The sequence below is a fragment of the Blautia sp. MCC283 genome, from assembly GCF_018785565.1.
Taxonomy (GTDB): Bacteria; Bacillota; Clostridia; order Lachnospirales; family Lachnospiraceae; genus Blautia_A.
In genome coordinates, this window is the sequence record NZ_WQQB01000024.1 from 106,794 (window position 1) to 133,114 (window position 26,321).

Sequence of the window (26,321 nt, forward strand, 5' to 3'; positions counted from 1 at the left end):
CCTATATCCGCTTCAGAGAGAAATCCTGACTCTCCAGTGTAAGGTTCGGGTTATAGTAAGGATCTCCGTCACGGAGGATTTCCGGCCAGTGCTTCTCAAAGGAAGCGATCTCACGGTTAAATCTTGCCACTTTCTCCGGCGTATCCTCAAGACCTCTGGATTTGGACTCATAGTGATAAAGCTCCGCATAAGGATTGTACACAACCAGATATCCGGCTTTTCCAAGACGGAGGCAGAAATCAATATCATTAAAAGCAACCTGGAATTCTTCGCTTAATCCGTGAACCTTGTCAAAAGCCTCACGTTTTACCATCATGCAGGCAGCTGTCACCGCACTGTAATCCTGGGCACAGATGATCCTGTGGCAGTATCCCGTAGCGTCCCTCTTCTGCTGCACAAAGCAGTGTCCCGCAATGCCGCCGAAACCAATGACCACACCTGCGTGCTGCACAGTATCATCCTCATAATAGAGACGCGCTCCCACAGCTCCAACATCCGGTCTCATACAGTATCCCAGAAGCTGTTCCAGACAGTCCGGACTGATGATCTCCGTATCGTTGTTGAGAAGAAGCAGATACTCACCTTTGGCATGAGAAGCACCGAAATTGTTGATGGCGGAATAATTGAAAATGCCATCCCAGTACACCACATGAGCCTTCGGATTGGAGGCTTCCAGCTCTTTATAATAAGCGAATGTCTCATCTTCCGTACTGTTGTTCTCCACGATCACATACTCATAATTGCGGTAAGTCGCTTTTTCTTCGATGGAATCAATACATCTCTTCAGATCATCGATGTGATCTTTGTTCGGGATGATAATGGAGATCAGCGGTTTTTCCTCCCAGAGGAATTTCGTGCGGTAAAGACCAAGATACTCGCCCTTCTCGATTTCTACCGGAACACCGATCCTGTCATAATGAGCTTTAATGGCACGTGCGCCTGCGTCAAAGGCGTACATCTTGCTTTCCGGATTCTCTGCTGTGGAATCCTCATGGCATCTCCAGTGATAAAGGATCCTCGGGATATGATGGATCTTCTCTCTTCCCGCAGCTTCCACGCAGCGGAATACAAAATCGTAATCCTGTGCGCCGTCGAATTCTTTCTTCAGCATTCCGATCTGATCCACGATCTCTTTTTTTACAACAAAAAGATGGCAGATGTAGTTTACTGTACACAAAAGATCGATATTGAAGTCCGGTTTGAAATGAGGCTGGAAAAATTTATGGCCATCCATGGACATCTTATCCTCGTCTGAATACAGGACCTCGATCTCCGGATTTTCATTCAGTGCCTTCACGCACTGGAACAGGGCATCCGGTGTCATCTCATCATCATGATCTGCAAACACGATAAAATCTCCGGTTGCCGCTTCCATAGCCGCATTGGTATTCTCCGCGATCTGAAGTGCCTGGTCATTGCGGATCACCCGGATTCTTTCATCACTTTTTTCCAGTCCGGCAAGATAATCGGTAAGAGGAGAGTCCACTCCGCTTCCATCCGAAAGACAAAGCTCCCAGTTTCCGTAAGTCTGGGCCTCAATGGAATCCACCAGCTGCTGGAGATATTTCTCCGGGGTCTTGTAAAGCGGGATCACAATACTGAACTTGGGATTCCAGGAAAATTTTGTTTTTCTCTCTTCCGCAAGTTCCGCCTTATCCGGCAGATGTTTCACAATCCATTTGGAATAATCCACAGGACGGTTTTTCCGGTTCATTACCTTTCCGAAAACTTTTCCGGTAAGGGCTGCTGCCCCGTGAAGTTTCATGTAGCGGCTTCCCTTCCGGAAATATACCGCGGCTTTCTCCGCAAGGCGCTTCTGTGGCTGCAGATGCACCAGACGAAGTGTCCGCACATTGCCGGCCTCAAATACAATGTAAAATTCCTTCACATTGTCATAATGGAATTCAAAGAAAAATCCGCTCTTCGCATCAATTTCTGTTTCCTGGTACTGGTTCTGCACATCCACCCGTTTCAGTCTGGTGATCTCGCAGGGGATTTCCTTCCGGCTGCGGTCTTCCAGACGAATGGTTAAGGGACGGTTAAAAGCTGCCCATCCACGGACACGGCAGATTTTTTCTGCGGATTCCACCTCAATACTTTCGATAAAGTACTGTGGTTTTCCCTGCTTCCTGTAAAGCTGCGCCGCGGAAACAGCAAACCACTGGATACGTTTTCCGCCCTTTACCGCATAGACAACAAGCTTCTTTTTGCCTTCCAGATCCGGAAGCTTTATTTCCATCTGCACACGTTCCCCGTTTACCAGATCCAGATCTTTAAAGCGCTCCAGGGCGCTGACACGCTCCTGGGCACTGATGGCAGCCGGAAGTTTTTCCCCGTCAAGAACGGCTTCCGGCTTATGGTCTTTCGGCCAGGTTCCCTGAAGGTGATACAGGGAACTGTCCTTCAGGTCAAACCTGTCTTTTTCTACTTCGTATAGCTCTCGCTGCATAACAATTCCTCCATTGCGTCCTTTCCGGTATTCTCTGTCAGGTAATGTTCCATAACTTTCTGATGTGCGGCCTCTCCCATGGCTTTTCTGGCCTTCTCATCGGTTACCAGAGATTCCAGGGCACTGACCCATTCTTCTTTCGTGGTGCACATCCAGCCGTCTTTTCCATTTTCGATCACATATTCCATCTCACGGTTGCGGCTCATGACACTTGGAACTTTCACAAGGGCTGCCTCCGTCCACTTGTTTTCGGACTTACAGCAGTGGAACAGTGTGTTCTCCAGCGGCATCAGGTTGATATCCAGTCCTGCGATGACTCCTGGCAGCTGTCTCCAGTCCATAAACGGAAGCTTTTCAATACGGTTCTGTACCGGCTCCATTCCGGACTCATCCAGAACACCTACCAGCTTCAGATAAACCTCAGGATGACGCTCCATCACTTCCAGAAGTGCGGCTTCCACCTGGACAAAATCCTGATCATGGGTTTTGGAACCGCTCAGATATCCGATATAGATCCGGTCTTTATCTTTATCTGTCTGTTCCACCGCTTCGTGAGACAGAACTTCCATCTCCATACTCATGCAGTTACGGTTGATCACCACCGGTTTTCCCGGAAATTCCTCCCGGATTTCCTCTGCCAGCGTTTCCGTGGACGTAAAATATCCGTCGCAGAATTCCATACATCCGTGGATTCGGTCTGTGGTTGTACGGAAATCGCTGTATTCGCTGCCTTTAAGGAAATGCAGTCCGGAAATTTTTTCGTAATCAAATACCAGGTCATCCACATCATAGTAAACAGGAATTTTGGCAGCTTTTGCCCGGTCGGCCAGCATTTCCGCTTCCATCAGTTTACTGCAGCGGTACATCACAACTGCTGTATATTCTTCGATCTTCTCCTGCTCTGCCTGATCCATCTGGATAAATTTCGATGCATATCCGTTAAGGATCAGCTGCTCCCGGAAATGTTCCACACGATATCTGGATGCAAAGGAAATTTCCTCCCCGACAAAAAGAATCTTGCTTTTTTCCACAGGAAGTTCATTTCCGCCAAGAGTTTTCCACAGGGAAATCATCTCTTCCACAATATTCTCCGGCTGCTCATTCTTAAGAACAAGACCTTTCCCATAACGTTTTACACGTTCCACAGGTGCGCCTACCGGAAGCACAGCTACCGGGAAGCCCATGGAAATGATCTCGGAGGTTGTGTAGGAGAAGGTCTCCGGCCATACAGACGGGATCAGGAACATATCAATATCCTGCTCCAGGGTAAGCCTCGGGATCTCTTCTCTTGTATATCTTCCTGTCTGGGAAAATACCGGGCTTTCGATCTCTTCATCGGAAGTACCGATCAGTCTCAGACGGATACTCAGATCATTCTCTTCGATATATTTTGCAAGCGCCTTCACAACTTCCAGGCCTTTTTTGTAGCAGAGCACACCGATGAGACCGATGTTAAAGGTCTCTGTGGTCTTTCTGGTTTTCTTCACTGCCGGAAGATAATGTGGTGCATGCGGGATCACATGGAGATTGTATACATCCGGATAAGCACGCTTGAACAGCTTCGCCGTATCATCGGAAAACGCACGGATCTCATCACAGTTTGACAGGAATTCCCGGAATTTTGTACGCCAGAGAGTTCCACTTCCATACTCTGTGCATGCATTGCTGCGGTTGTCCGGAACACATTTGTCGCAGACATCGCAGGATGGAACGCCGCAGTATTTTCCCTTCGCATCGATCAGGTTCACTGCCGGACAGAGAGCAAAGAAGTCATGAAGAAGCATGAGGATCTTCGCACCCTGTTCTCTCTTAAGACGCAGGATACGCTCCAGGGTTCCATAGAGATTCTGGTAAGTTACAAGCTCGTTGATCCAGATCTCATCCACACGCATCAGCTCTCCAAGAGCAGTTTCCAGATCGTTGGCAAAAAATTCCATCTCATACTGCTTATACTGATACGTAAAGTAAAAACGGTTGCTTACGATATTATAGCGGATAGTTACAAAACGGTATCCTTCCCGCAGTGCCAGACGCCTTTTCTCAACAAGATAAGCCGTAGCTCCACCACCCAGATCATGGTCAAAAGCCACAATGGTAGGCACATCCAGTTTCTTATTGAGAAGTTTCATTTCCACATAAAGCCTTACCGGACGGAGCGGATCTCTTCTGCAGTAATCTGCGGTATCCTTGTTGTAGTCCGGATGCTTGCGGAGCAGTGCATCACTGTGCTCTTTCAGAAGGCGCTGTTTCTCCTCGGACGGGAAGCTTCCACCATGCTTGTGATATACAAACAGGTTATCTACATGTACGTTCTCATAACCTGCTGCTATGGCACGCTGACACCAGTCATTTTCCTCTCCGTAGCCTTTTCCGAAGTTCTCCTCATCCAGAAGTCCGACTTCTCTGATTGCTTTCAGGTTCATACCCATGCAGAATCCCACACCGGTAGGCATGGCCGGATACTGCGGGCGGATCATACGGAATTCGTCATCGATCTCCCACAGCGGCATTCCCTCGAACAGCTTGTTATCCCGGCAGAAATCCGGGAAACTGCAGATGGTTCCACAGGTGGTAAACGGTGTGGTGGTCGCAATTTTTTCCTTTGCGAAGATGGGAAGCATCAGGCGCTCCAGCCATTCTTCCGGAACCTCCACATCTGTATTTACAAGGGCAACGTGATTTTCCGCCATCTTTAACGCACGGTTTACGGACGGAAGGAAGCCCATATTGGTCTCATTATTAAGAAGTACCACATTGTCATGCTCAGCGGCATATTTTTCCAGATATTTTCCTACTTCCAAGTCCGGGCTCTTGTCATTTACAATGATCAGGCGATACGGAACCTTTGTCTTCTCAATTCCGGAAAACAGGGCGTCAAAATACTCCAGACCATTATAAACCGGCACGATCACATCCACCTTCTGCTGATAAACAGCCTGTGGATAATCTTTTCTCACACTGCGGACATAACGCTGTTTGAAGTGGCGGAGATTTCCGATACTCTTCGGATCTTCAATGGCATATACCAGAAGTTCCTTCTGATCTCTGGTTCCGGGAATCTTTCCAATGAGGAATCTTCCGGTATCTGCTGCTGTTCCGTATTCCAGAAAAACAGAAATCTCTGCCGGCGCAAGAACCGTTGCCAGGAAAGAAAATCCCGCACTTTCCGCCTCCGGCTTTCCAATGGCATTGGCTACATCCGTACGGTAGATCGTAGTACAGGAAGCTTCCTGAAGCTTCTGTGTTCCCTGATAAAATACGATCCTTGGCTGTCCCATGGAAGCAAATGTAGGATCAAATGCCCAGCCAATGGCATTTAAAGTACCATTTTCATAATGGAAAAAATCAACACTTCCCATACAGGTAGGAGTTGCCTCCACTCCCATCACAGTTGCTGGCTCTGTATGATAATGGAGAACTTTTTTGACCAGCCTTTTCACCTGAGTTTTTTTGCCAGGATGACGCAGTGCCTCTTCCTGCATACGGGCTGCCTCTTCCGCCGCCTGTTTTGCTGCACGTTCGGCCTCTTTTTTAACTCTTTCCTGTTCCCTGCGTACTTCCCGTTCTTTTTCAAATGCCAGAAGCTTTTCCACATCCGGAAGCTCCAGACAGTCAAGTTTTCCCTCAATTACGATCTTATCTACATTTTCCGGGTGTGTAACGTGAATAAGATAAAAACCATCGGTTGTAAAAAATGCGGTTATACTGTTGTCCACCTTCATATGAACACCCTGCGGCACAAGTTCTGCACTGCATCCGCAGTCCAGGCGCTCTACTTTTACTTTCAGGAAATGACCGTTTGCCGGATTCCATCGGAGATTCTTTATCCCCTCAATTTCGGAAAGATCAAACTCCACCCGAAAACGGTTTCCTGTAAGTTTTCCCTCTGCATAAAGCGTATGTTCTTCACAGAAGCCCTCACCAAGATCATAGTAAATCTTACTGTGCATCTGGTGTTTTTCTCTTTCTCTGTTCACCAGCTCTGTTACGGAAACCGGTACTTTTTTCTGTTCAAACGGAAGCAGGGATCCACATCCAACATACTCATAAACAAAATGCATGGTCCATTTCATGAAGATCTCATAATCTGTGTAACCGATTTCAAATTCTGCCATCATATCATCTTCATGTATCAGCTGTGGCAGCTCCGGAATATGAGTATACAGTTCATGGATCAGACGCCACATAATGAAATTCACCGGTACAGGAAAATCAAACATCCATTCATAATCAATGATCTGATTTTGGCTTTCACCCATGAAAATATTACTGCAGATCAGATCCACATTGGCAGGGCAGACACATTCATAATCTGTTCTTCCGGGATATTTTCCAAATACCTCACAGAACTCTTTCGTTCTGTAATCCATGATCCTGCGGGACTGGAAAAAATCCCGATGGAAATTCTTAAGAAGTCCTTTGAGCTCCCCGGTTTTTCCTTCATGAGCAAGTTCAGCGATTTCCTGATGAAGAGTTTTTCCGGTAAGAAGCGGATAGCTGACTTTTCCGTTTTCTGCCTTGCATGGAAGATTTTTATATTTATCAGAGCCTGTTTTTTCCGCTCCAAGCTTTTCCAGGGTCTTCAGGAACCACTCTGCCTCAGGCACCATGGCCTCTTTTTCTGCACGGGCCTCTCCGTTCTCACGAACGATCTTTGTCAGAAGCCGAAACTTTTCCTTTCGTTCCTGATTCAGTTTTACATAGAGAATTTCTTCCTTCTCCTGTCTTTCTGTTCTTCCGGCCTCCACAAGGAAAGAATTCACAAAACTGCTCAGGATCTTCTCTTTTTCAAAAGCTTTTACCCCTGCATGTTCTGAGAAAAGATCCGCTGTCTTATCTGTGTACACCGGATAGTTTCTTCCATAGGAATTGGTATAAAGGCTCTCATCTGTAAAAATTTCTGTAGGAAATTTGTAATCCGGGTACGGGTAATAAAAGTGCAGAAAAGGAAAGCCGCTGTTTTCCAGCAGCTCTCCCAGTTCATTCTTGGAAAAGGTGCGCACAGACTGATTTCCCGGATATCCGTTGATTCCGAAAAAGTGAAGATCTGTGTGATCCTCCGGTGCTCCGGCAAAGTACTTCAGTCCCAGTCGGTTCTCGATGGCGATCAGAAGTCTTCCCTCCGGTTTCAGGTATGCACCCATACGCTGAAGAAATGTCTCGTAAGGAGTTTTTCCTTCCGTAAAACTCATGGCATACTCCAGAACACCGTTTACTACCACATAGTCGAATTTCTCCGGAAAAGTCATGTCGTTGAGATTTCCAACCATGATCGTGAGATTTTCTTTATCATTGTTTCTTGCATAATTTATGTCTGCACGACGCTTGGAAAGCTCCACTGAAGTCACATGCCCGGCCTTGCGGCAAAGCATTCCGGTAATAGCTCCGCATCCGGCTCCGATCTCAAGAACGGAATCCGTCTCTTTCAGAGGGTACCAGCTTAAAATATTCTCCCGCAGTCCGGAAAAATGATAGACCATGGGAAAACTCACTTCATCCTCCGGCAGGTCCTCAAACGATTTCCCTTCCTGTGCCATTTTCAGAAGTGTTTCCTCGATATCCCCATCGGAATAATGATCCTTCGCCGTATAATAATCTAAATTCAACTCCGCCATAGTAGTTCCTCCACTTATTTCACAGATACTTTGGAAAACATGTCAAAATATCCCACTGCTTTTTTATCTGTGATCACCGTCAGATTGCACACATCATAAAGCCGGTGAAATACGGTAAAATCGCCGTCTTTATATCCTGTGCAGCCCAGACAAAGCATATATTCTCCTGCCTCCAGCGGCATTATCTGTTTAAAAGTAATCTCCCGCACATCACCGGCTTTCTGCGGTTTCACAGGAGTGTGTTCATACATGGTGTTTGTTCCTGTGATTTCCGTACCTTTCAGATCTTTCAGTGTGAATGCAAAAATCGGGTCATTGACATCTGCCTGAAAGCGTACCTTCATCTGAACAGAAAATTCTTTACCTTTTTCGATCACATTTGTAATCATTCCGGTATCATCCCGGATCGCAAAATCCACGATCTCTCCAAGCTTACTGCCATACTCAAGAACCTTCGGATTCAGATTCAGGCTGTCTTTCATAGCCCTGCCGCCTCCGGCATGCTCTTTTTTCGACACATTTTCTCCAGCTGTGCCATCTGTCAGCTGACCATCCTGCCCTGCTTCTGCATTCTCTGCACCTTCCTCCAGATCTGCATCATCATACTGATTCACCAGCACACGACGGTAGAGATTGACCATCTCCTTGGCGCCACCTTCCGCAAGCTTTTCTCCTTTGTTGAGAAGAACAACCCGATCGCAGTATTTTCCGATACTGCTCAGGTCGTGGCTTACGAACAAAATGGTCTTACCCATTTCCTTGAACTCCTCGAATTTCCGGTAACATTTTGCCTGGAAAAATACATCACCTACGGAAAGCGCCTCATCAACGATCAGGATCTCCGGATCGATATTGATGGCCACCGCAAAAGCCAGACGCACGAACATACCACTGGAGTATGTTTTTACCGGCTGATGGATAAACTCTCCAATATCTGCAAAATCCAGGATAGACTGCAGCTTGGCATCAATCTCCTCTCTGGAAAAACCGATCATACTTCCGTTGAGATATACATTCTCAAGTCCGGAATATTCTCCGTTAAATCCTGCTCCAAGCTCCAGAAGAGCGGAAATCCTTCCATTTACGGAAACTTCTCCACCTGTAGGAGAAAGTACGCCTGTGATGATCTTCAGGATCGTAGATTTACCAGATCCATTGGTTCCGATGATTCCTACTGTTTCCCCTTTATGCACCTGAAAAGATACGTGGTTCAGAGCATAGTGCTCTTTATATTTCTTTTTTCTGGATAATCCCAGAGACTCTTTAAGACGGTCCATGGGATTATCGTAAAGTTTATACATTTTACTGACATCATTTACTGAAATCGCAATATCTTCTGCCATTTTTAACCTCACTTTTGTGTAAATCGTTCACTCTCACAATCTGTCGCCGTTTTGCTGTTTTTCTGCGTACTGAGCAAGTTTCCGCAGGAGACTTCCCTGATTCGATCAAAGAACGTCTGCAAAATGCGGTTTCAGACGTTTGAATATTACAGATCCCAGTCCGAAAAGCAGGATCGTAACCACCCAGAAATAGATCGTCCATGAAGCATGGTTCCAGATTCCGACATGACCAAGCATGGAATCACGATAACCCGTAACTACATAGTACATCGGATTCAGCTTGAACAGCTTGATCAGCCATGGATGTGAAGACAGCATATTGATATCCCACATGATCGGTGTAAGCCATACGCCAACCTGGAGAAAAATGCTGATGATCTGGGTCAGGTCACGGAAAAAAATGACGATTGCACTTGTGGCATACACAAGCCCCAGTACCAAAAGGAAGGTACAGATGGAATAATAAATGATCTGCAGTGTATATAAACTTGGTGTATATCCATAACATGCGCACAAAATAAGTGCGAACACTACAAAAAACACATGCACAAAAAGTGCGGAAATGATCTTCACGATGGGAAGAATACTGATCTTAAATACAACCTTTTTTACAAGGTAATTGTACTCAATCAGTGCATTGGTTCCACCGTTTAACGCATCCTGGAAGAAAAACCACGGCACGATACCGGATACCAGATAGAGTACAAAAGGATAATCCGATACAGTTCCGGCTTTCAGTCCCACGGAAAATACAAACCAGTAGACCAGGATCGTCACGATAGGCTGGATGAATGCCCAGACAATGCCAAGATAGGATCCTGCATATTTTGTTTTGAAATCATTTTTTGCAAGGCTTAAAACCAGCTTTCGATTCTGGTACAGCTCTGCCGGCAAAGCTAATATTTTCTTCATTCTGTAATTCCTTATCGATTCTTATATTCCTCGAAGCTTCCCCACTTCTGATCCTTGTCGGAGAAAACAAGCTCCATGCCTTCCGGGATCGGCCACTCTACATTGATATCCTTGTCATTCCAGATAAGACCGCCCTCGTCGTTTGGATGATAGAAGTCAGAGCATTTGTAGGTGAACTCCGCATTCTCGGAAAGTACCAGGAATCCGTGGGCAAATCCCTTCGGGATAAAGAACTGTTTCTTGTTTTCTGCTGAAAGAACTACTCCGTACCATTTTCCGAATGTTTTGGATCCCTCACGAAGGTCAACTGCAACATCAAAAACCTCTCCGTTTACCACACGTACCAGTTTATCCTGCGGATAGTTGATCTGGAAATGAAGTCCGCGGAGGACACCGTAACGGGAGCTGGACTGGTTGTCCTGAACAAATTCCACATCAATGCCGGCTTCCTTGAAGTCATTGTAATTGTAAGTTTCCATGAAATATCCTCTGGAATCCCCAAAAACTGTTGGCTCGATCACTTTCAGTCCTTCAATATCTCCGCACTGTGTTACTTTTATTTTTCCCATTTTTCTTTCTCCTTTTCTAACGATATTTATTTGCGTGTTTCTTTTCTTTTATTCTGAGTGCCACAAGAAGAGCGATCAGGATCAGGATCATAACTGCCATGATTCCCAGAAGGATCTTTCGAAGTACCGGCATTCCTTCTGTTTCGCTGCTTTCTTTGCTGGCTGTACTCTTCTCTGTTTTTGCAGCAGTCTGATCTGCTGCTGTTTCTGTTTCGGAACCTTCTGTATTTTCCTGATCAGATGCCGCAGTTGGCTCCGGCGTTGGAGTTGCTGTAGCCTGTGCCACACTTCCGCTGCCCACCAGATATTCTCCAAAATAATAAGAAGTTTCTGTTTTTCCGTTTACATCTTCGGATTTCTTTGTGAGAGAATTCAGATCTGTTCCCTTTGGAAGAAGCACACTTCCTCCGTCTACTTCTGTTTTTGTGAAATTATCAAAACCATAGTTAAACATGGCAGTACTGTCCATACAGGAATTCGCCAGATCAGCTGCCCTCATGGTCACTGCAATATACGTTGTATTATCTCTTGTAGCCGCAGTAACAAGGGTATGGCCTGCCGCAACTGTAGTTCCTGTTTTTCCACCGATGCATCCCTGATAATAAAATCCGCTTTCCGGCGCGAACATTGGATGGTGCGTATGCAGAACTCTCTGCTGAGCATTCATATTGGTAGGCTGGATCGTATAATCCGCAGTCCCGATCACAGTACGGAAATCGTCATTTTTCAGACCTTCCCTCATGATCAGAGCCATATCTCTTGCGGAGGAATAATGATTATCATCCGGAAGTCCGCTGGAATTGGCAAAATGTGTATTCGTACATCCGATTTCCTGAGCTCGCTGGTTCATCATATCGATAAACGCCTGCTCCGTGCCACCGATATGCTCAGCAATCTGTGCAGCAACATCGTTGGCCGATTTAATGATCAGTGCATAAAGACAGTCTTTCATGGACAGGACTTCGCCTACCTGCGTGCCAATGTTACTGGAATCCGCATTTACATTCTGTACACCCGTCTGTGTAAATGTTACCTGTTCATCCATGCTGGAATTCTCAACCGCCACCAGAAGTGTCATGATCTTGGTGATACTTGCAGGATAACGCTGTTCATCTGCGCCTTTATTATAAAGAACCACACCCGTATCCGCGTCCATCAGAACGCCCGTGTCAGAAATGATATCGGCTCCGGCCGGCCATCCCTGGATCTGGTTGGTACTGATGTCATATTTCGCATTGAGATCCACCGCTGCCATAGCCTGTACCGGAAGCATCAGCGCCACACTGACTGCTGCCAGGATCATAAATACTTTTTTAATTTTTTTCATAATTCTCCCCTTCTTCTATCAGAATCCATCAAAAGAAGCAATTGCATCCACGACCCGTTTCGCATCCTCCATGTCAAGATTATAGAACATTGGCAGACGCATCAGCCGTTCGCTTTCTTTTGTTGTATAAACATCCTCCCCGGAAAATCTTCCGAATCTCTTTCCTGCGGGTGCGGAATGAAGGGGTACATAATGGAACACGCTGCAGATTTCCCGCTCCCGAAGATATTTCAGAAGCCGTGTACGTACTTTGATATCGTGAACTTTTATGTAGTACATATGTGCATTATGCGTACATTCTTTTGGAACATAAGGCTGCTCGATCTTTCCTTCTTCGGCAAGGAACTTCAGATTTTCATTGTAAAAATCATAAATCTGCATTCTCTTGTCACTGATCTTCTTATGCTGTTCCAGCTGAGCATAAAGATACGCCGCATTCAGCTCACTTGGAAGATAGGAGGAACCGTAATCCATCCACCGGTATTTATCTACCTGTCCGCGGAAAAACTTGCTGCGGTCCGTTCCCTTTTCTCTGAGGATCTCCGCCTTCTCCTGGTACTGGTCCTCATTAAACAGGATCGCGCCGCCTTCTCCCATAGTATAGTTCTTCGTCTCATGGAAGCTGTAGCAGCCAAAATCCCCGATAGTTCCAAGCGCTTTTCCTTTATAGTAGGCATCCACACCCTGAGCCGCATCTTCCACAACTTTCAGATTATGGCGTCTGGCGATGTCCATGATCGTATCCATCTCGCATGCTACACCTGCATAATGAACCGGAACGATTGCTTTTGTTTTTTCTGTGATCGCCTGTTCGATCAGTTTTTCATTGATATTCATGGTATCCGGCCGAATATCCACAAATACGATCTTCGCTCCCCGCAGCACAAATGCATCTGCCGTTGACACAAAGGTATACGATGGCATGATCACTTCATCACCTGGCTGGATATCCGCAAGAAATGCAGCCATCTCCAGCGCATGGGTACAAGAAGTCGTCAGCATTACATGCCCGGCATGAAAACGTTTTTCCATCCATGCAGAGCATTTCTTCGTGTAGATTCCATCCCCGCAGAGCATTCCCCGTTCTACCGCATCCCGGATATACTCAAATTCCTTACCTGTAAACGCAGGTCTGTTAAAATCAATCATGTATTTCCTCTTTATTTTCTGTTTTTCATGGTTTTTCTTTATTAACTGTACATTTCATTTTCTCACACTCATGTTGTAAATTCAATGCCTATTTTTCTGCAGGTGTATAATCGGGGATCTGATTCTGATATGCCACTTCTTTTCCAGATGGATCCAGAATGTGCATTTCCCTGTAAAATTCCTGTGTCAGTTCATCCATTTCCTCACGGTTTTCCGTTTTTACGTAATACAGTGCCAGATATGGATTCGGACCATGTTCGATCACCGTTTCTCCTTCTCTATAAAAGATCCACGGTTTTTCCACTTCTTTTTTCTGTCCCAGCCGGACAGCTTTCGACTGATCTCCGATGGTGAGCAGTCTTCCCTGAAAATAGATCACAGCGCCACAGCAATGTGGTTTGTGTATGTCATGGTCTGTGAGCATTTTTTGAAGTTTTGTTCTGTCATACAGAGAAGCCAGAAGAAGTTCTTCCATATTAAATCCGTATACTATGTCAGTAAGTTCATGCTCATATCCGAAAAAACGTGCCGCAATCTCACAGACCTGGATTCCTTCCCCGGGTTTCCAGAAGAACTGCATGGAAAGCGCTCCGTCTTTCTGACCGGTCTTTTCTATATAGGCCTGCAGAAGTTCTGTGGCAGGTCTCTCTACCTTTGCCATAAGCCTGGACGGATAGACATTTCTTGTACTGATGGGAATTTCGCCTTTTGCAACCGATGTTTTTTCACGGTCTGCAATACTGATCACATGAACCTGTCCATCCAGGACCCAGGTCATCATATTAAATTCATATCCATCGTTATATTCTTCCACCAGGATCTCCGGCATATCAGAAAATTCTGCTGTTTTCTGTGACGCTTCTATAAGTTCATCCAGATTTTCAGATATATAGATTCCACGGGAACCGTATTTATCCAGCGGTTTGCTGACTACCGGGTAACGAAGCCCTTTAAGCCGCTCCTTAAGCCTGGATTTTCTGTCCGGATCTTCCAGCACCGCTGTAGGGATCTTTCGAAATCCCGGGGTTGGCAGTTCCAGTTTCCGGAGAAGTGCCCTTGTCTCGGATTTATCGCGGTACCATGGAAGCTGTTCCGGTTTCAGATAGCAGGGCAGTCCTGCCCTGTCGGCAATTTTCACCATACATTCCAGAAGCAGGTCAGAAAAGGAAGTAATGATACCGTCAATTTCTTTTTCCCGGCAAAGTTCTGCAATTCTTTCCGTGTCTGTTACCGGAATCTGATACGCCTCGTCCGCAAATTTCCTTGCCGGACCATCCGGATATCCGTCACAGACAATGGTGTAGTATCCTTTTTCCCGGGATTTCTGTACCAGCTGTACAAATTCCCCCAGAGTTCCCAGTATCAGAAGTCGGTGTTTCATGCTTTTGTTTCCTCCCATTCTCTTATGGAATCCGCAATGTAACGCATTTCTTCCTCCCCGTATCTCTGATCACAGGGCAGAGGAAGGACATTGGCGGCCCAGTCATATTCCATGGTATCCTCATCAAAATGATCGATGATATTCCGCCAGTAGGTCGGCACAAAAATTTTCCGGCCGGCCAGCCATTTTCGAAGTGCCAGCCCGTCCTCATGATAATAGGGATAGGCAAACGGTCCCTCAGGAATTACCTGATTAAAAATACTTTCTGACGGAAGAAGTTCTGTCAGCAGATGATAATTTTCTTCTCTTTTCGCTTTTATATAAGGATAATCCATAGAGCGGAGAAGATTTCCAGTCAGCCGTGACATGCGGCGGATTTCCATCTCATGATAATCTGCCGCATTGTCCAGCATCTTCTGGTAAAAAGTACCGGCATCATACTCATATCGGCCCAGAATGTGCTCAAGTCTTCCCATGGAATGATCCAGCGGTTTCTTTTCCGGATGCAGACTCGCATCCGTTGACAGATATGCCCCGTCGCTGACCCCCAGGAATTTCCGGCAGGAGTACAAAGTATCCACGCCAGGCAGAGGCTTCTGAAAAAATGCATGTGTATGATCCACGATAATGTTTCCGTAAATTTCCCTATATTGCCGGATTCTGTCATCGGTCAGCTGTCCGTAGTAATTTACAAGGTAAAGATATTCACCATCCGGAAGTTTCTTTTCCGGCAGAAGCGGACATAACTTTTCATCCATATGATAAAATTCTATTTCCACTTTTGTTTCTTCACAGGCTCCGGTCACAGAATCGCAGAGATATGTTGGAAGATAGATTTTTTTGCAGTTTCGAGCTTCCATCAACCAAAGAAGTGCGGTTCTCCCAAGGTTTACTCCACAAAGTTCAGGATAATATTCCTGACCTGTAGATTCTTCCAGTTCCAGATAACCACCGATTTCTTTTTTCATCAGTCTGTTTCCTCCTGACGGATCACATAATGTGGCATCTTCTTCGCCTCATTGAGGATATTCATAAGATAAATTCCGATAATTCCAATGGAAAGCAGTGTCAGCCCAAAGAATGCCAGCATTACCAGCATCAGGGATGTCCATCCTTCCACAGAAATTCCAAACATAAAATAACGCACCAGATAATAGATGGCCAGGCAAAGACTTACCAGAAAGCTTGCGATTCCGATGTTCCTCACCATAAGAAGCGGAAATGCCGTATGGGCCGTGATATCATAGATCAGGTCTTTCACAAGACGGCGGAAAGAATATCCGCTTTTTCCATAGGCACGGGCTGCATGCTGTACCGGCACATTGATGATCCGATTGGAGCTTAAAACCAGGAGATTGCCGATCTGCGGAAGATATGTATTGGTCTTCAGCATGGCTTCCACAAGAAAACGGCGGATCAGGCGGTAGCTGGTAATCTGAAGATTCGGGTCTTTCCCAAGCATTTTGGAAGTAGCCCAGACGGATAATTTTGTTCCCAGTTTACGGATCAGATTATGCTTCCGGCCTTCATAACTTGCAATGATCACATCCACATCATCCCGTTCATTCATGACATTGATCATCTTCGGAAGCTCTTCCGGCTGATGCTGAAGGTCATCATCCATCGTTACGATGAACTCCCCTTTTGCATGGGCAAATCCGCACAGAAGTGCCGGATGCTGGCCGAAATTTCTTGCCATCTGGATGATCTTCACACGGGAATCCTTCTCCCGGAGTTCTTTCATTACTTCAAAAGAACGGTCTTTCGATCCGTCATCTACCAGGATCAGTTCAAATTCTTCTTTTATTGTTTCCCGGAAAACTTTTTCCAGGCGAGTGTACAGTTCCTGCAGCGTATGTTCTGAATTGTATACAGGAACAACCACTGAATATAGACACATAGTTTTTTTCCTCTCTTTTGTATCAGTTGACACTTATCGTTTAATATTATCATTTTCGATTCCTGTTGTAAACCCGTTGTTGCTGTGCACTTTTCACAGAAACATTCTCTTGCATAAAACGAACAGATGCGATATATTGATTATCAGTTTACAATCACATTTATATGGAGGAAACATGACAAAACTCAAAGATTATATTCAGCTTCATCTGAATATCCTGCTGTTTTCTCTCACCAGCGTTTTTTCCAAGCTTGCGTCCGTTTATTATAATAAAGAGGGGCTTAATAGCCCGTTTCTCTATTTATTTCTTTTTCTTATGATCGCAAACTGTGGAATTTACGCCATCACGTGGCAGCAGGTAATCAAAAAATTTTCCCTTTCCACAGCCTACGCCAACAAGAGTGTCTATCTTCTGTGGTCACAGGTATGGGCTGTAATTATTTTTCATGAAAATCTGTCGATTCAGAACATCATCGGTATCATGGTCGTTCTGGTCGGAGTCTGGATGGTGCAGAGATATGAATAGAACATTTATGCTGATCATGCTGGCAGGAACTTTTTTTTCAGCAATTTCGCAGGTTCTGCTGAAACAGAGCGCCAATATCACATACAAAAATCCTCTCAGGGAATATCTGAACTGGAGAGTAATTCTGGCTTATGGCATCTTTTTCGGAGTTTTGCTCCTCAATACCTGGTGTTATACAAGAGTCGATATGAAATTTGGTCCTGTAATCGATACCGCTGCCTATGTTTTTGTACTGATCTTTTCCTGGCGTATCCTGAAAGAAAAGATCACCCGTGGAAAAATCATTGGTAATCTGATCATTATTCTGGGTATTCTGATCTATACTTTATAATTACAACAAAAAAACGGCAATTGCCTGCTGTATCCGAAAACTCTTATGCTTTTCAGTACAGTCGGTAACTGCCGTTTTTTATTTATTTACGTTTATTTGCTGCAGCCGCTGTTATGTATACACCGTTTGCATCAAAAGTATAACTCTTTCCATTGATCTTGATCGTACAGTTTTTGTACATGATCGCAGTCTCCGGATCAAAATAATATTTCTTTCCGTCATGTCTCAGCCAGGATCTGCATGCTCTTCCACTTGCAGTAAAATAATAGGTATGGCTTTCGTTATTTCCGCTCCATGTATAGAATACGCTCTTTACCATGATTCCATCGCCGCCAAAGTAATAGAGATCGTCCTTACTGTCCATGTATCTCACATGTTTCATCATATAGCCATATTTCGTCTGGAAATAATAATAATTCTGCCCTACTTTCTTTCTTCCCTTTAAGGCATGTCCATATTGATCAAAATAATACTTCTTGCCGCTGACAGTTATCCACCGATTCTTTACGAGAACTCCATTTCTGTCCACATAACGGACCACATTCTTGGAGTCTCTGAGCAGCTTGCTCTTATACATTCCAAGTGTTTTGTCGATGTAGTACTTTTTGCCGCCGACTTCGATCCAGCCGGTTTTCTTAACACCATTTACATAATAAAATTTCTTTCCATTTTCAGTAACCCAGCCGGTTTTTCCATTGGAGGTGTCTGGTTTGGTGGATGCTTTATAGCTGGTTACGGCTCTCCACCTTGGTGTAATGATCTTTGTATAATCTACATAGCCGAAATCAATGTCTACTGTAGAATATGACGGAATTCCGGAAACCAGTCCTTTCGTACTCTTCAGATATCCGCCACCATCACCATCTGTAGCCTGCCAGATCGTATATTTATAGTTCTTTTTGTTCGGTGCAAGGATCGTGTCACCATATCGTGCCAGCCAGACATCGTAGCCGGTCATTTTACTCCAGTCCAGCTTATTGTCATACCAGTCTGTATTACAGTAGATCATCGGATAATATCCTGCTTTTTTAACCTCATTGCAGAAAGCCTTGGCAAGGTTTGCGATCTGTGTGGAAGAAAAGCTTCTCATCTTCTCATACTCAATGTCATATACCACGGGATAGGAAACCTTATAACCATTCATTTTTTTGATAGCAAGCTGTGCTTCTTTCATCGCCTGCTGTGTTGTTGTGGCAAGGCTGTATATATAAGTTCCAACAGGCATTCCTACCTTTTCGGCCTGTTTCATATTGTAATCATATTTCATATCTATATGATTCAGTCCGTAGGAAATTCTTACAAACGCAAAATCTACATTGGACTTCTTAACCTTGCTCCAGTCGATAGTATCCTGCCACTCTGAAACATCAATTCCTCTTGTAATAGCCCCTTCCAGCTTCTGTCCGCTTCCGTTATAGCAGACTCCGTTGAGCTTCTTCCATGCCTTTGAGCTTGCTGTTGAGCTGGTTGCCCTGGCCCCCGGCACTTTCTCTTCTTCTGCAACAGCCTCACTGCGGTCGACTCCACCGCCGCCCATGGCCATTACTGTAGTCCCCATTGTTCCTATTCCCAGCAACGCCGCCATACAGCCGGCTGCTAGCCATCTTTTCCAGTTTTTCATTTTTCTCCCTTTCCCCATATTGTTGTCCATGTTTATTTTTGCCTGAATTTTATTATACTAACTGTTAAATGGAAAGTAAACCCATATTTGGAAAAAGACCGGTGCCAGCCTTATTGGCTGACACCAGTCTTTCATTTGTACTTTCTGTTAATAATATTCTCTTCTGTTTCCAGATCACGGAACTTCCGGGTCTGTCGGATCAAAACTTCCATTGCCACGGAATGTAGCCAGTGGTCTGCGGCCTAACGGTCCCTTGAAGGACTCAGTATTGCTGTATTTACCACTGCTGTAAATATGGATCGTTGCTCCATTGCAGTTCTCATATACCCATTTTGCATCCGCTACACAGGTACGGATACATCCGTGAGATGCCGGATTACCAAGTTTCAGGTATTCCCATGACGGAAGGTTGTATACGCTTTTTGTGGAACCGGCTACAGAGTGAATGAAAATTCCTCCCTGTCCGCAGCCATCAACATGTGTTCCATACTGTCCCCAGGATGGTCCCATCAGAGGCTGCCATCTTAAGCTGCGGGACAGTCTGTATGTACCATCCCATGTAGGTGTTTCAGGAAGACCTACAGAAACACGGATCGTCTTAACCGGAATCGTTTTATTGGAACTTGTATAAACAGTCATAACACCATTGGTCTTATCCACTTCCAGATAATATGGTCCTCTGTAGATGGAAGTAAGGTCATTGCGGCGGAATCCGTTCTTATCAAAGTAATACAGTTTACCGTCAATCCAGCGTCTTGTATTGGTCAGATATTTGGAACCACTGTCCGGATCGATATATCTTACCTGATCATAATAGTCACTGTAGATCACCCAGCCTGTTGAAAAACGTCCCTGGCTGTCCAGATAACCGTTTACAGAACCTCGTTTTATGTTTTTATTGGTTACAACTGTGTAATTCTGCAGATAATACCAGTATTTACCTACTTTCTTCCAGCCGCTTTTTTTCAGGACACCATTGGAAGCTGCATAATACCACCGATTCTGATAACGAATCAGAGTGTTCTTATACATCCAGCCTCTGTGTGTACTGGAATTGGACGTAGCAAAGAAGTAATAGTTATTACCGATCTTTGTTTTACCACTTGCAAGCTTTCCCTTGCTGTTAAAATAATAACTTCTTCCGGAGCTCTTTACTGTCAGCATTTTATTCTGATAGTGATTTCCGTTGCTGTCAAAGTAAAACCATCCATAAAACTGCTTCTTTGCGTTGAGAACTTTCTGCCAGCCTTTTTTCTCAACAACTTTTCCCGGGGTGCTTCCAAAATAATAGATTCTGTTTGATGCTCCCGCACAGTTACGCCAGCAATTTGTCCATGTAGCTCTTCTTCCGTTGCCGCCAAAATAATATCTGGCGCCTTTATATCTGACAAGTTTATTTTTCAATACACGACCATGGCTGTCTGTGACATAATAGGCATTGTCCTGATTCTTAGCCTTCGCCATTGTACTCTTCATTACATAGCCACTGGAATTCAGCATGTACAGATATTTCTTGGACATTACCATAGATACATAAACACCATGTTTCATGATCTGTCCACGTGTAGCTGTCTTCGGGCTGCAGTAAATGAAACGTTTCTCACCTTTACTGTTCACCACATAAGTCCATCCACCATAGAAAAGTTTTCCAGGAATATCGCCTTCCTTGGAAGCCGGCTGAAAATAATATTCATAGGTAGTAGAACCTGCTGTCAGCTTTATTGTACCTTTACGTGGTGCGCCATTACTTGCCAGTGTATAGTAATCATTTCCGATCTTTTTGATCTTTCCATAGAGATTCAGATCAGTTACAGATTTATAGCTTCCCTCTGCATCATAAAAACGGAAAGTTTTTCCTGTCCACAGCCAGTAGTTCTTCTGCTGCTGACCAAGGTTGGAAGTCCATGGGGTGATCGCAGCATTCTCATATCCGGAATACAGAGTTGCTTTATCCTTTTCGAGGAAATACCATTCCACCTTCTGTGTTCCTGCATATCCCGGTGTTCCAGGTTCCCGTGACATTCTTCCTGTCACCAGATATCCATCCTCATTAAACAGATAATATCCTGTATGACCATTGGTCTTGATTTTCAGAAGACCATCCTGTGCTGTAAAATAGCTATATTTAGCAGTTGTTCCTGCGGCATCTTCTGTACTGGAGGCTTCTGCTGCGTCTTCATTCTCCAGGTCCAGATCACCGGAAGCGCTGTCTGTGTTCTCATCTGCTGATGCAGGTTCTGCCACTTCTGTTTCTGTATTCTGAGCCTCATCCTGCTGTTCTGTACTCTGCGTATCTGCTGTATCTTCAGATACCTCCGGTGTTTCGACAGTATCTGCTGTATCTTCAGTTATCTCTCCTGCATTATCCCCGGAATCACTGCTGTCTGTCTGGATTTCAGATGGATTCTCAGCTGCCTTTGCCTCGGATGCAGTGCTCTCCGGTGCTGTCTTCTTACGGAGTTTATAGAAATCCCCCTCTCTGACCCAGTCGTTTTCCTTGGCAACGACTACACCGTTTACGATCTCTGCTCCGGTTGCAGTTGCAGATGCCGCATCTGCACTACCTGCATCCACTGTATTTTTCTGCGCATCCGCACTGTTCACAGATGGATCTTCCAGCTCAGCCACATCTCCCGCATTAAAGTCATCTGCCGGATCTTCCGCCGGTGCTTCAGTAACATCCGGTGTCTCGGTAATATCCGGTGTCTCAGTAATGTCCGGTGTCTCGGTGATATCCGGTGTCTCAGTCGGATTCTCCGGCACTACCACTTCATCTGTACTGTCGTTGTCTTCATCCGTCTGCGATTGCTGCTCATCTCCGACTTCATCACTGAAGCTGTCTTCTGAGCCAGTGCCTGCCTCTGCTGTCTGCACATCCGGGCTGCTCAAAGCCGTCGCTCCGGCTTCCAGAGTACCACCCATGCACAGTGTAAGGCTGAGCATGATTGCCACAACTCTTCTCTTCATAATAATCCCTCCTGCTCATGCTGCTGTGTTAATGAATTAATATATTTGTACGGTATCACTCGCCCAATCCACTTTCGATAAGTGATGCAAGCGCATCTATTGCCGCCTGTTCATCCTCACCATCGCAGATCAGTGTGATCTCATCTCCGCTTTTTACACAGGCCCCCAGTACACTTAATACGCTTTTGGCATTTGCTGTGCCTCCATCGTACTGAAATGTAACAGAAGATTTATATTTGATCGCTTCGCCACATAAAAGTCCTGCGGGACGGAGATGAAGCCCTGACGGGTTCCTGACCGTTACCTTATAACTTAACATTCCTATGTCTCCCTTACATGCTTTTACTCATATGTTACTGGCTGTTTCCACTGTCAACATTAGAAACTTTGGAAATTTTGATCTCAGCAGTCACATCCTCCAGAAGCTTATAACCATCCGGAAGACTGATCTTGATCGGCACTTCATAGCTGCCTTCTTCCCAGTCATCCATGGAAAGAGTCGCACTTATCGATTTCAGATTAAAGCCCGAGAGATCGCCATCCTCTGCCTGTACTTTTAATTCTACATCCGCAACCTCAAACGCCAGCTGCAGATTATCAGGCAGGCCTTTTACCTTAATATCCTCCGTCGGGAAATTGTATATTTTACTGCCTTCAGGCAGGATATTAACCGTAATCCAAAGATCCGTACTGGATCCTGTTGTCAGCTTCAGACCATCCGGAAGAAGCTCTGCAAGATTTACTTTCTTCTCCACATCATTGCTCTTACCTGAAATATCTACATTCTCGTTATCAAGATATATGGTATTTCCCTGAAGTTTCAAACTGTTCAATGCTTCCTCACTGCCGGCAACACTGAACGTTTCCGGCACTGTTGTAACACTGTCTACAACGTAGCCTTCCGCCGGTTCTCCAGTGTATCCTGCACTGATACGTATATCGGAACGTACTTTCCAGAGTTTTGCCGTAACATTTACTTTTCCGTTATTATCAAACTTCAGATAACTCATGGAATTCGATGAAAGGGTATCCTGATTCTTGTCGGTGATCGTCAGTTCCGCTCCGGTGATCGTTGTGTCCTGATCGATCCCATCAATCTTGGAACTTACGTCCACACTCACACTGTCTATTTTACCAACCAGTGATTCCGGCCCTGTAACTCTGACTTTCTCCGGATTGGCAGTAAGTGATGCAATCTCCAGGCCCTGTGCCGGCTTACTGTCACCGCAGCTTACATTAATGGCAAATTCTTTGGTAACCTTTTTCTCAAGGTGTACGCTGAGATTCTGCGGAGATACCCGGATATTCTCCGGAAGTACTCCTGCACAGGTGGCCGTAATTGGAATCATGACCGGATCCGTGTCTGTAGACTGCGCCTGCTGCAGATCTGCTACTGCCTTAATATCACTTGAGGTGAGACGGTTGACTGTCTTCCGCTCACCTGTAATATAAACACGCACTGTATTTTCACTGTCATCCTGCATGACCATCTGTCCAAGCTGATCCACATAAGCCTCATTAATGATCTGCACATCGGAGATCACAAACCCCTTTGTAATGATAGGATCGTCAACATTTACCACGATCAGCCATACCAGAATACCTACGATCACGGACATGATCTTTAAAGGGATGTTCTTAGTCAGATTTTTCTTCATGTTTCACTCTCCCTTTCAGCAGATTTCTCAGTTTGCTGTTGTCAACTACCTTTTTATTCTGTACTGCTACAAGTATTTCCCGAAGCTGCTTGCTGTTAAGGCCTCTGGAAAGTTCTCCTCCCTGAGCAACCGATACCTGCCCCGTTTCCTCGGAAACAATGATGGTAACAGAATCCGTCGCTTCACTGATTCCCACGCCTGCACGATGTCTGGTTCCCAGCTGTTTGCTCAGTTCCATATTATCAGAAAGCGGAAGATAACAGGTTGCCGCAACGACTCGATTGCCACGCACGATCACTGCTCCGTCATGGAGCGGTGTATTATGCTCAAAAATATTGATCAGGAGCTGACTGGTGAGAATTCCGTCAATATTAATACCGGTACGTATATACTCATCCAGACGGATTTCTTCTTCGATAACGATCAGTGCACCGGTTTTAACCTCACCCATATCAAAACATGCCTTAACCAGTTCATTGATCGTCTTGTCGTTAAAGCGTTCCTTGACTTCCTTTCCACTGTCAAATGGAATGATGGTTGATACGATTTTTTTCTGTCCCAGCTGTTCCAGCGCTCTTCTCAATTCCGGCTGAAAAATTACGATCACACCGATCACCAGCACATTGGCCAGATTGCGGAAGATCCACAGGATCGTATTCATCTTGAATATATAAGCGATCAGAATGAAACCGAGAACTACCAGAATACCCTTCAGCAATGTATATGCTCTTGTAAATTTGATCCAGGCCATAAACTGATATACAAAGAAAGAAATCAGTCCAATCTCAATAATATCAATAACCCCAAGTCCCGGGAGGGAAATCTTCCCCAGATATCCGGTCAGAACTGTCAGTATATTCTGCATAAGTCTCCTCCTTTCTTTCCGCTCATCCTGAGTAAAATACCATCAGCAAAAATATGTCAAGCGGATATTCGCGATCCGCTTCGCTACGTAGCTCTACACCAAATAACTGCTCCGCAGTTTGGTTAAATCAAAGATCTTTCAATGATTCTTCCAGCTGTTTTTCAAAGTCAATCTCATCAATTTTCTGTGGTGTCTCATTCACCGGACTTCCAAAATCCGGTTTCTGTGTAACAGGTGTTTCTTTTCTTTCCGGAAAATTTTCTTCACGGAAAACTACTTTATCTTCTTTCTTTTTTTCTTCACGTACAGGTTCCGCATTGATCTTTTTGATACTTCTCTCTGAAGTTGCCACTGATGCTTTCGGAACCGCTTTTACATAGTAGTAATATTCATCATCTTCATACTCCAACCGTTCTGTCCTGCTGTAATCTCCGCCATAGACAAAGAATTCCAGTACAAACCCGATCAGAACTGAAACTACTGTAGATATGATCATCGGAACCATTGATACCGTCACATCCAGGCAAAAATCTCCCGCAAGAATAACCAGAATATAGGCCACACCACCTGCAATGATCGCAATTCTCCACGCGTAGTCAAAAGAGCGTGTTCTGAGAAGATTCACCAGTAATACAACAACCACAAAAGCAATCACTGTGATCCACATAGCCCAGTTCTGGACCAGTCCGTCCGAAAGCAGTTTCAGCTTCTCGGCAATTTCTGTTCCCTGATCGCTGAGTGCCGCGGACTGTGCATGTACAAAACGGATAAAATAATAGATCACCACACCACATCCTGCCGGAAGTGCTGAAACCGCACTGCCAAGTAAACCTGCTCCCAGTGGAAGGAGTGTAGGAACACTGAATCCAAAAGAAAGAGGTGTCAGGATCAATGTAAGATTCTGAGATCCGCTGAACCGAAGAAACAGGATCATCATAAACAGGATCAATACCAGCATAAATCCGGCCACTTCCGGTCCCACCGCATAACAATGACCGATCATCATGGCAAATCCGATGAACATCATCACGGATACAGGTAAAATAGCACACACCAGTGCCAGTACAAGAATTACAAATATATTATCCAGCTGCTTCATATATCCCATATTACTGTTGATCCAGAGGAAATAGACAAATGCCAGAGCGAACTTCAGAACCGGCAGTATATATACTTCATATTCTCCATAAAACCTCTTGATATTCTGTTTAATCTCAAGTAAAGCTGTCATTTTCTATGTCCTCCCGATTTTCTCCGGACCGGTGTTCTCTTTTCTCCCCGTCCGTAGATTTTTTCCAGTCTGGTAAGATCCTGATAATATTCCTTCACACTCTTCTTGGCGCGGTGATATTTCACAGAATACTGAATATAAGTCAGCACAGAATACACGATCAGCATGCCCAGATATCCGACTATGATATAAATCCCCACTGCGACCAGGTTGATCTTATTCACATTATCCATAAGATATTCACTGAAATACGCAGCAATTCCGGCAAGCAGAAGCACATAGCCAATGGTTACCAGAAAGAAATTTTTGATCAGTGCAAGGCCGATATAATCGCTCCGGTAATATCTGCTCACCGGAAGATATTTCCTGCCTTCTCCATGTTCATACATGGCAAGGCGGTTCATGACCTTCACCTTTTCTTCATTTACCATAAATAACTCCTCATAAGCTTTCTTATCAGGAAACTCCTGATATATA

Annotated in this window: 19 protein-coding genes; 2 read left to right on the forward strand and 17 right to left on the reverse strand. The window is 44.9% G+C overall.

The window, feature by feature from the left end; translation table 11 throughout:
• Position 1: 1 nt before the first annotated feature.
• From GPK81_RS07735 to GPK81_RS07780, 10 genes are all read right to left on the reverse strand, one after another.
• Complete coding sequence (locus GPK81_RS07735) at positions 2–2,449, reverse strand: glycosyltransferase family 2 protein (RefSeq protein WP_021976720.1); 2,448 nt, start codon at positions 2,447–2,449, stop codon at positions 2–4.
• Positions 2,425–8,064 carry a glycosyltransferase gene (locus GPK81_RS07740; RefSeq protein ID WP_215706831.1) on the reverse strand — a complete coding sequence of 1,880 codons (5,640 nt, stop codon included), beginning with the start codon at positions 8,062–8,064 and terminating at the stop codon, positions 2,425–2,427. The genes GPK81_RS07735 and GPK81_RS07740 overlap by 25 nt, the downstream gene beginning before the upstream one ends.
• Positions 8,065–8,078: 14 nt before the next feature.
• Positions 8,079–9,407 (reverse strand): ABC transporter ATP-binding protein, encoded by a 1,329-nt coding sequence (locus GPK81_RS07745; protein WP_021976722.1) that lies wholly within the window; start codon positions 9,405–9,407, stop codon positions 8,079–8,081.
• Between the two features lie 105 nt (positions 9,408–9,512).
• Positions 9,513–10,319, reverse strand: coding sequence for an ABC transporter permease (locus tag GPK81_RS07750; protein WP_021976723.1), 807 nt, complete (start codon positions 10,317–10,319; stop codon positions 9,513–9,515).
• 11 nt (positions 10,320–10,330) lie between these two features.
• Positions 10,331–10,888: a dTDP-4-dehydrorhamnose 3,5-epimerase gene (rfbC, locus tag GPK81_RS07755; protein ID WP_215706832.1), complete on the reverse strand. Its 558-nt coding sequence runs from the start codon at positions 10,886–10,888 to the stop codon at positions 10,331–10,333.
• A 16-nt stretch (positions 10,889–10,904) separates the two neighbouring features.
• Entirely contained in the window at positions 10,905–12,215 is a 1,311-nt protein-coding gene (locus tag GPK81_RS07760) for a D-alanyl-D-alanine carboxypeptidase family protein (protein ID WP_118062020.1), read from the reverse strand.
• Between the two features lie 18 nt (positions 12,216–12,233).
• Entirely contained in the window at positions 12,234–13,364 is a 1,131-nt protein-coding gene (gene rffA / locus GPK81_RS07765) for a dTDP-4-amino-4,6-dideoxygalactose transaminase (protein WP_021976726.1), read from the reverse strand.
• Between the two features lie 88 nt (positions 13,365–13,452).
• Positions 13,453–14,745, reverse strand: coding sequence for an ATP-grasp domain-containing protein (locus tag GPK81_RS07770; protein WP_118062068.1), 1,293 nt, complete (start codon positions 14,743–14,745; stop codon positions 13,453–13,455).
• Complete coding sequence (locus GPK81_RS07775; protein WP_174087568.1) at positions 14,742–15,713, reverse strand: hypothetical protein; 972 nt, start codon at positions 15,711–15,713, stop codon at positions 14,742–14,744. Before GPK81_RS07775 ends, GPK81_RS07770 begins: the two co-directional genes overlap by 4 nt.
• Positions 15,713–16,645, reverse strand: coding sequence for a glycosyltransferase family 2 protein (locus GPK81_RS07780; protein WP_021976729.1), 933 nt, complete (start codon positions 16,643–16,645; stop codon positions 15,713–15,715). The genes GPK81_RS07775 and GPK81_RS07780 overlap by 1 nt, the downstream gene beginning before the upstream one ends.
• A gap of 175 nt (positions 16,646–16,820) precedes the next feature.
• Between GPK81_RS07780 and GPK81_RS07785 the strand changes: the two genes are divergently transcribed.
• Together GPK81_RS07785 and GPK81_RS07790 are read left to right on the forward strand one after the other, a co-directional pair.
• Positions 16,821–17,171 carry an EamA-like transporter family protein gene (locus tag GPK81_RS07785; RefSeq protein ID WP_215706833.1) on the forward strand — a complete coding sequence of 117 codons (351 nt, stop codon included), beginning with the start codon at positions 16,821–16,823 and terminating at the stop codon, positions 17,169–17,171.
• Positions 17,164–17,502 (forward strand): EamA family transporter, encoded by a 339-nt coding sequence (locus GPK81_RS07790; protein ID WP_021976731.1) that lies wholly within the window; start codon positions 17,164–17,166, stop codon positions 17,500–17,502. The genes GPK81_RS07785 and GPK81_RS07790 overlap by 8 nt, the downstream gene beginning before the upstream one ends.
• A gap of 82 nt (positions 17,503–17,584) precedes the next feature.
• Here GPK81_RS07790 and GPK81_RS07795 read toward each other — a convergent pair whose 3' ends face one another.
• The 7 genes from GPK81_RS07795 to GPK81_RS07825 form a co-directional block, all read right to left on the reverse strand.
• A complete protein-coding gene (locus tag GPK81_RS07795) occupies positions 17,585–19,123 on the reverse strand; it encodes a GH25 family lysozyme (protein ID WP_215706834.1) in 1,539 nt (512 codons plus the stop codon).
• Positions 19,124–19,297: 174 nt separating this feature from the next.
• Positions 19,298–22,090: a L,D-transpeptidase family protein gene (locus GPK81_RS07800; protein ID WP_215706835.1), complete on the reverse strand. Its 2,793-nt coding sequence runs from the start codon at positions 22,088–22,090 to the stop codon at positions 19,298–19,300.
• A gap of 55 nt (positions 22,091–22,145) precedes the next feature.
• Positions 22,146–22,409, reverse strand: coding sequence for an HPr family phosphocarrier protein (locus tag GPK81_RS07805; protein ID WP_118062024.1), 264 nt, complete (start codon positions 22,407–22,409; stop codon positions 22,146–22,148).
• Positions 22,410–22,443: 34 nt separating this feature from the next.
• On the reverse strand, positions 22,444–23,748 hold the full coding sequence (locus GPK81_RS07810; RefSeq protein WP_021976735.1) for a CdaR family protein: 1,305 nt from the start codon (positions 23,746–23,748) through the stop codon (positions 22,444–22,446).
• A complete protein-coding gene (gene cdaA, locus GPK81_RS07815) occupies positions 23,729–24,613 on the reverse strand; it encodes a diadenylate cyclase CdaA (RefSeq protein WP_174087572.1) in 885 nt (294 codons plus the stop codon). The genes GPK81_RS07810 and cdaA overlap by 20 nt, the downstream gene beginning before the upstream one ends.
• A 127-nt stretch (positions 24,614–24,740) precedes the next feature.
• Positions 24,741–25,844 carry a hypothetical protein gene (locus GPK81_RS07820; RefSeq protein ID WP_021976737.1) on the reverse strand — a complete coding sequence of 368 codons (1,104 nt, stop codon included), beginning with the start codon at positions 25,842–25,844 and terminating at the stop codon, positions 24,741–24,743.
• Entirely contained in the window at positions 25,841–26,275 is a 435-nt protein-coding gene (locus GPK81_RS07825) for a hypothetical protein (RefSeq protein ID WP_021976738.1), read from the reverse strand. Before GPK81_RS07825 ends, GPK81_RS07820 begins: the two co-directional genes overlap by 4 nt.
• Between the last annotated feature and the right edge of the window lie 46 nt (positions 26,276–26,321).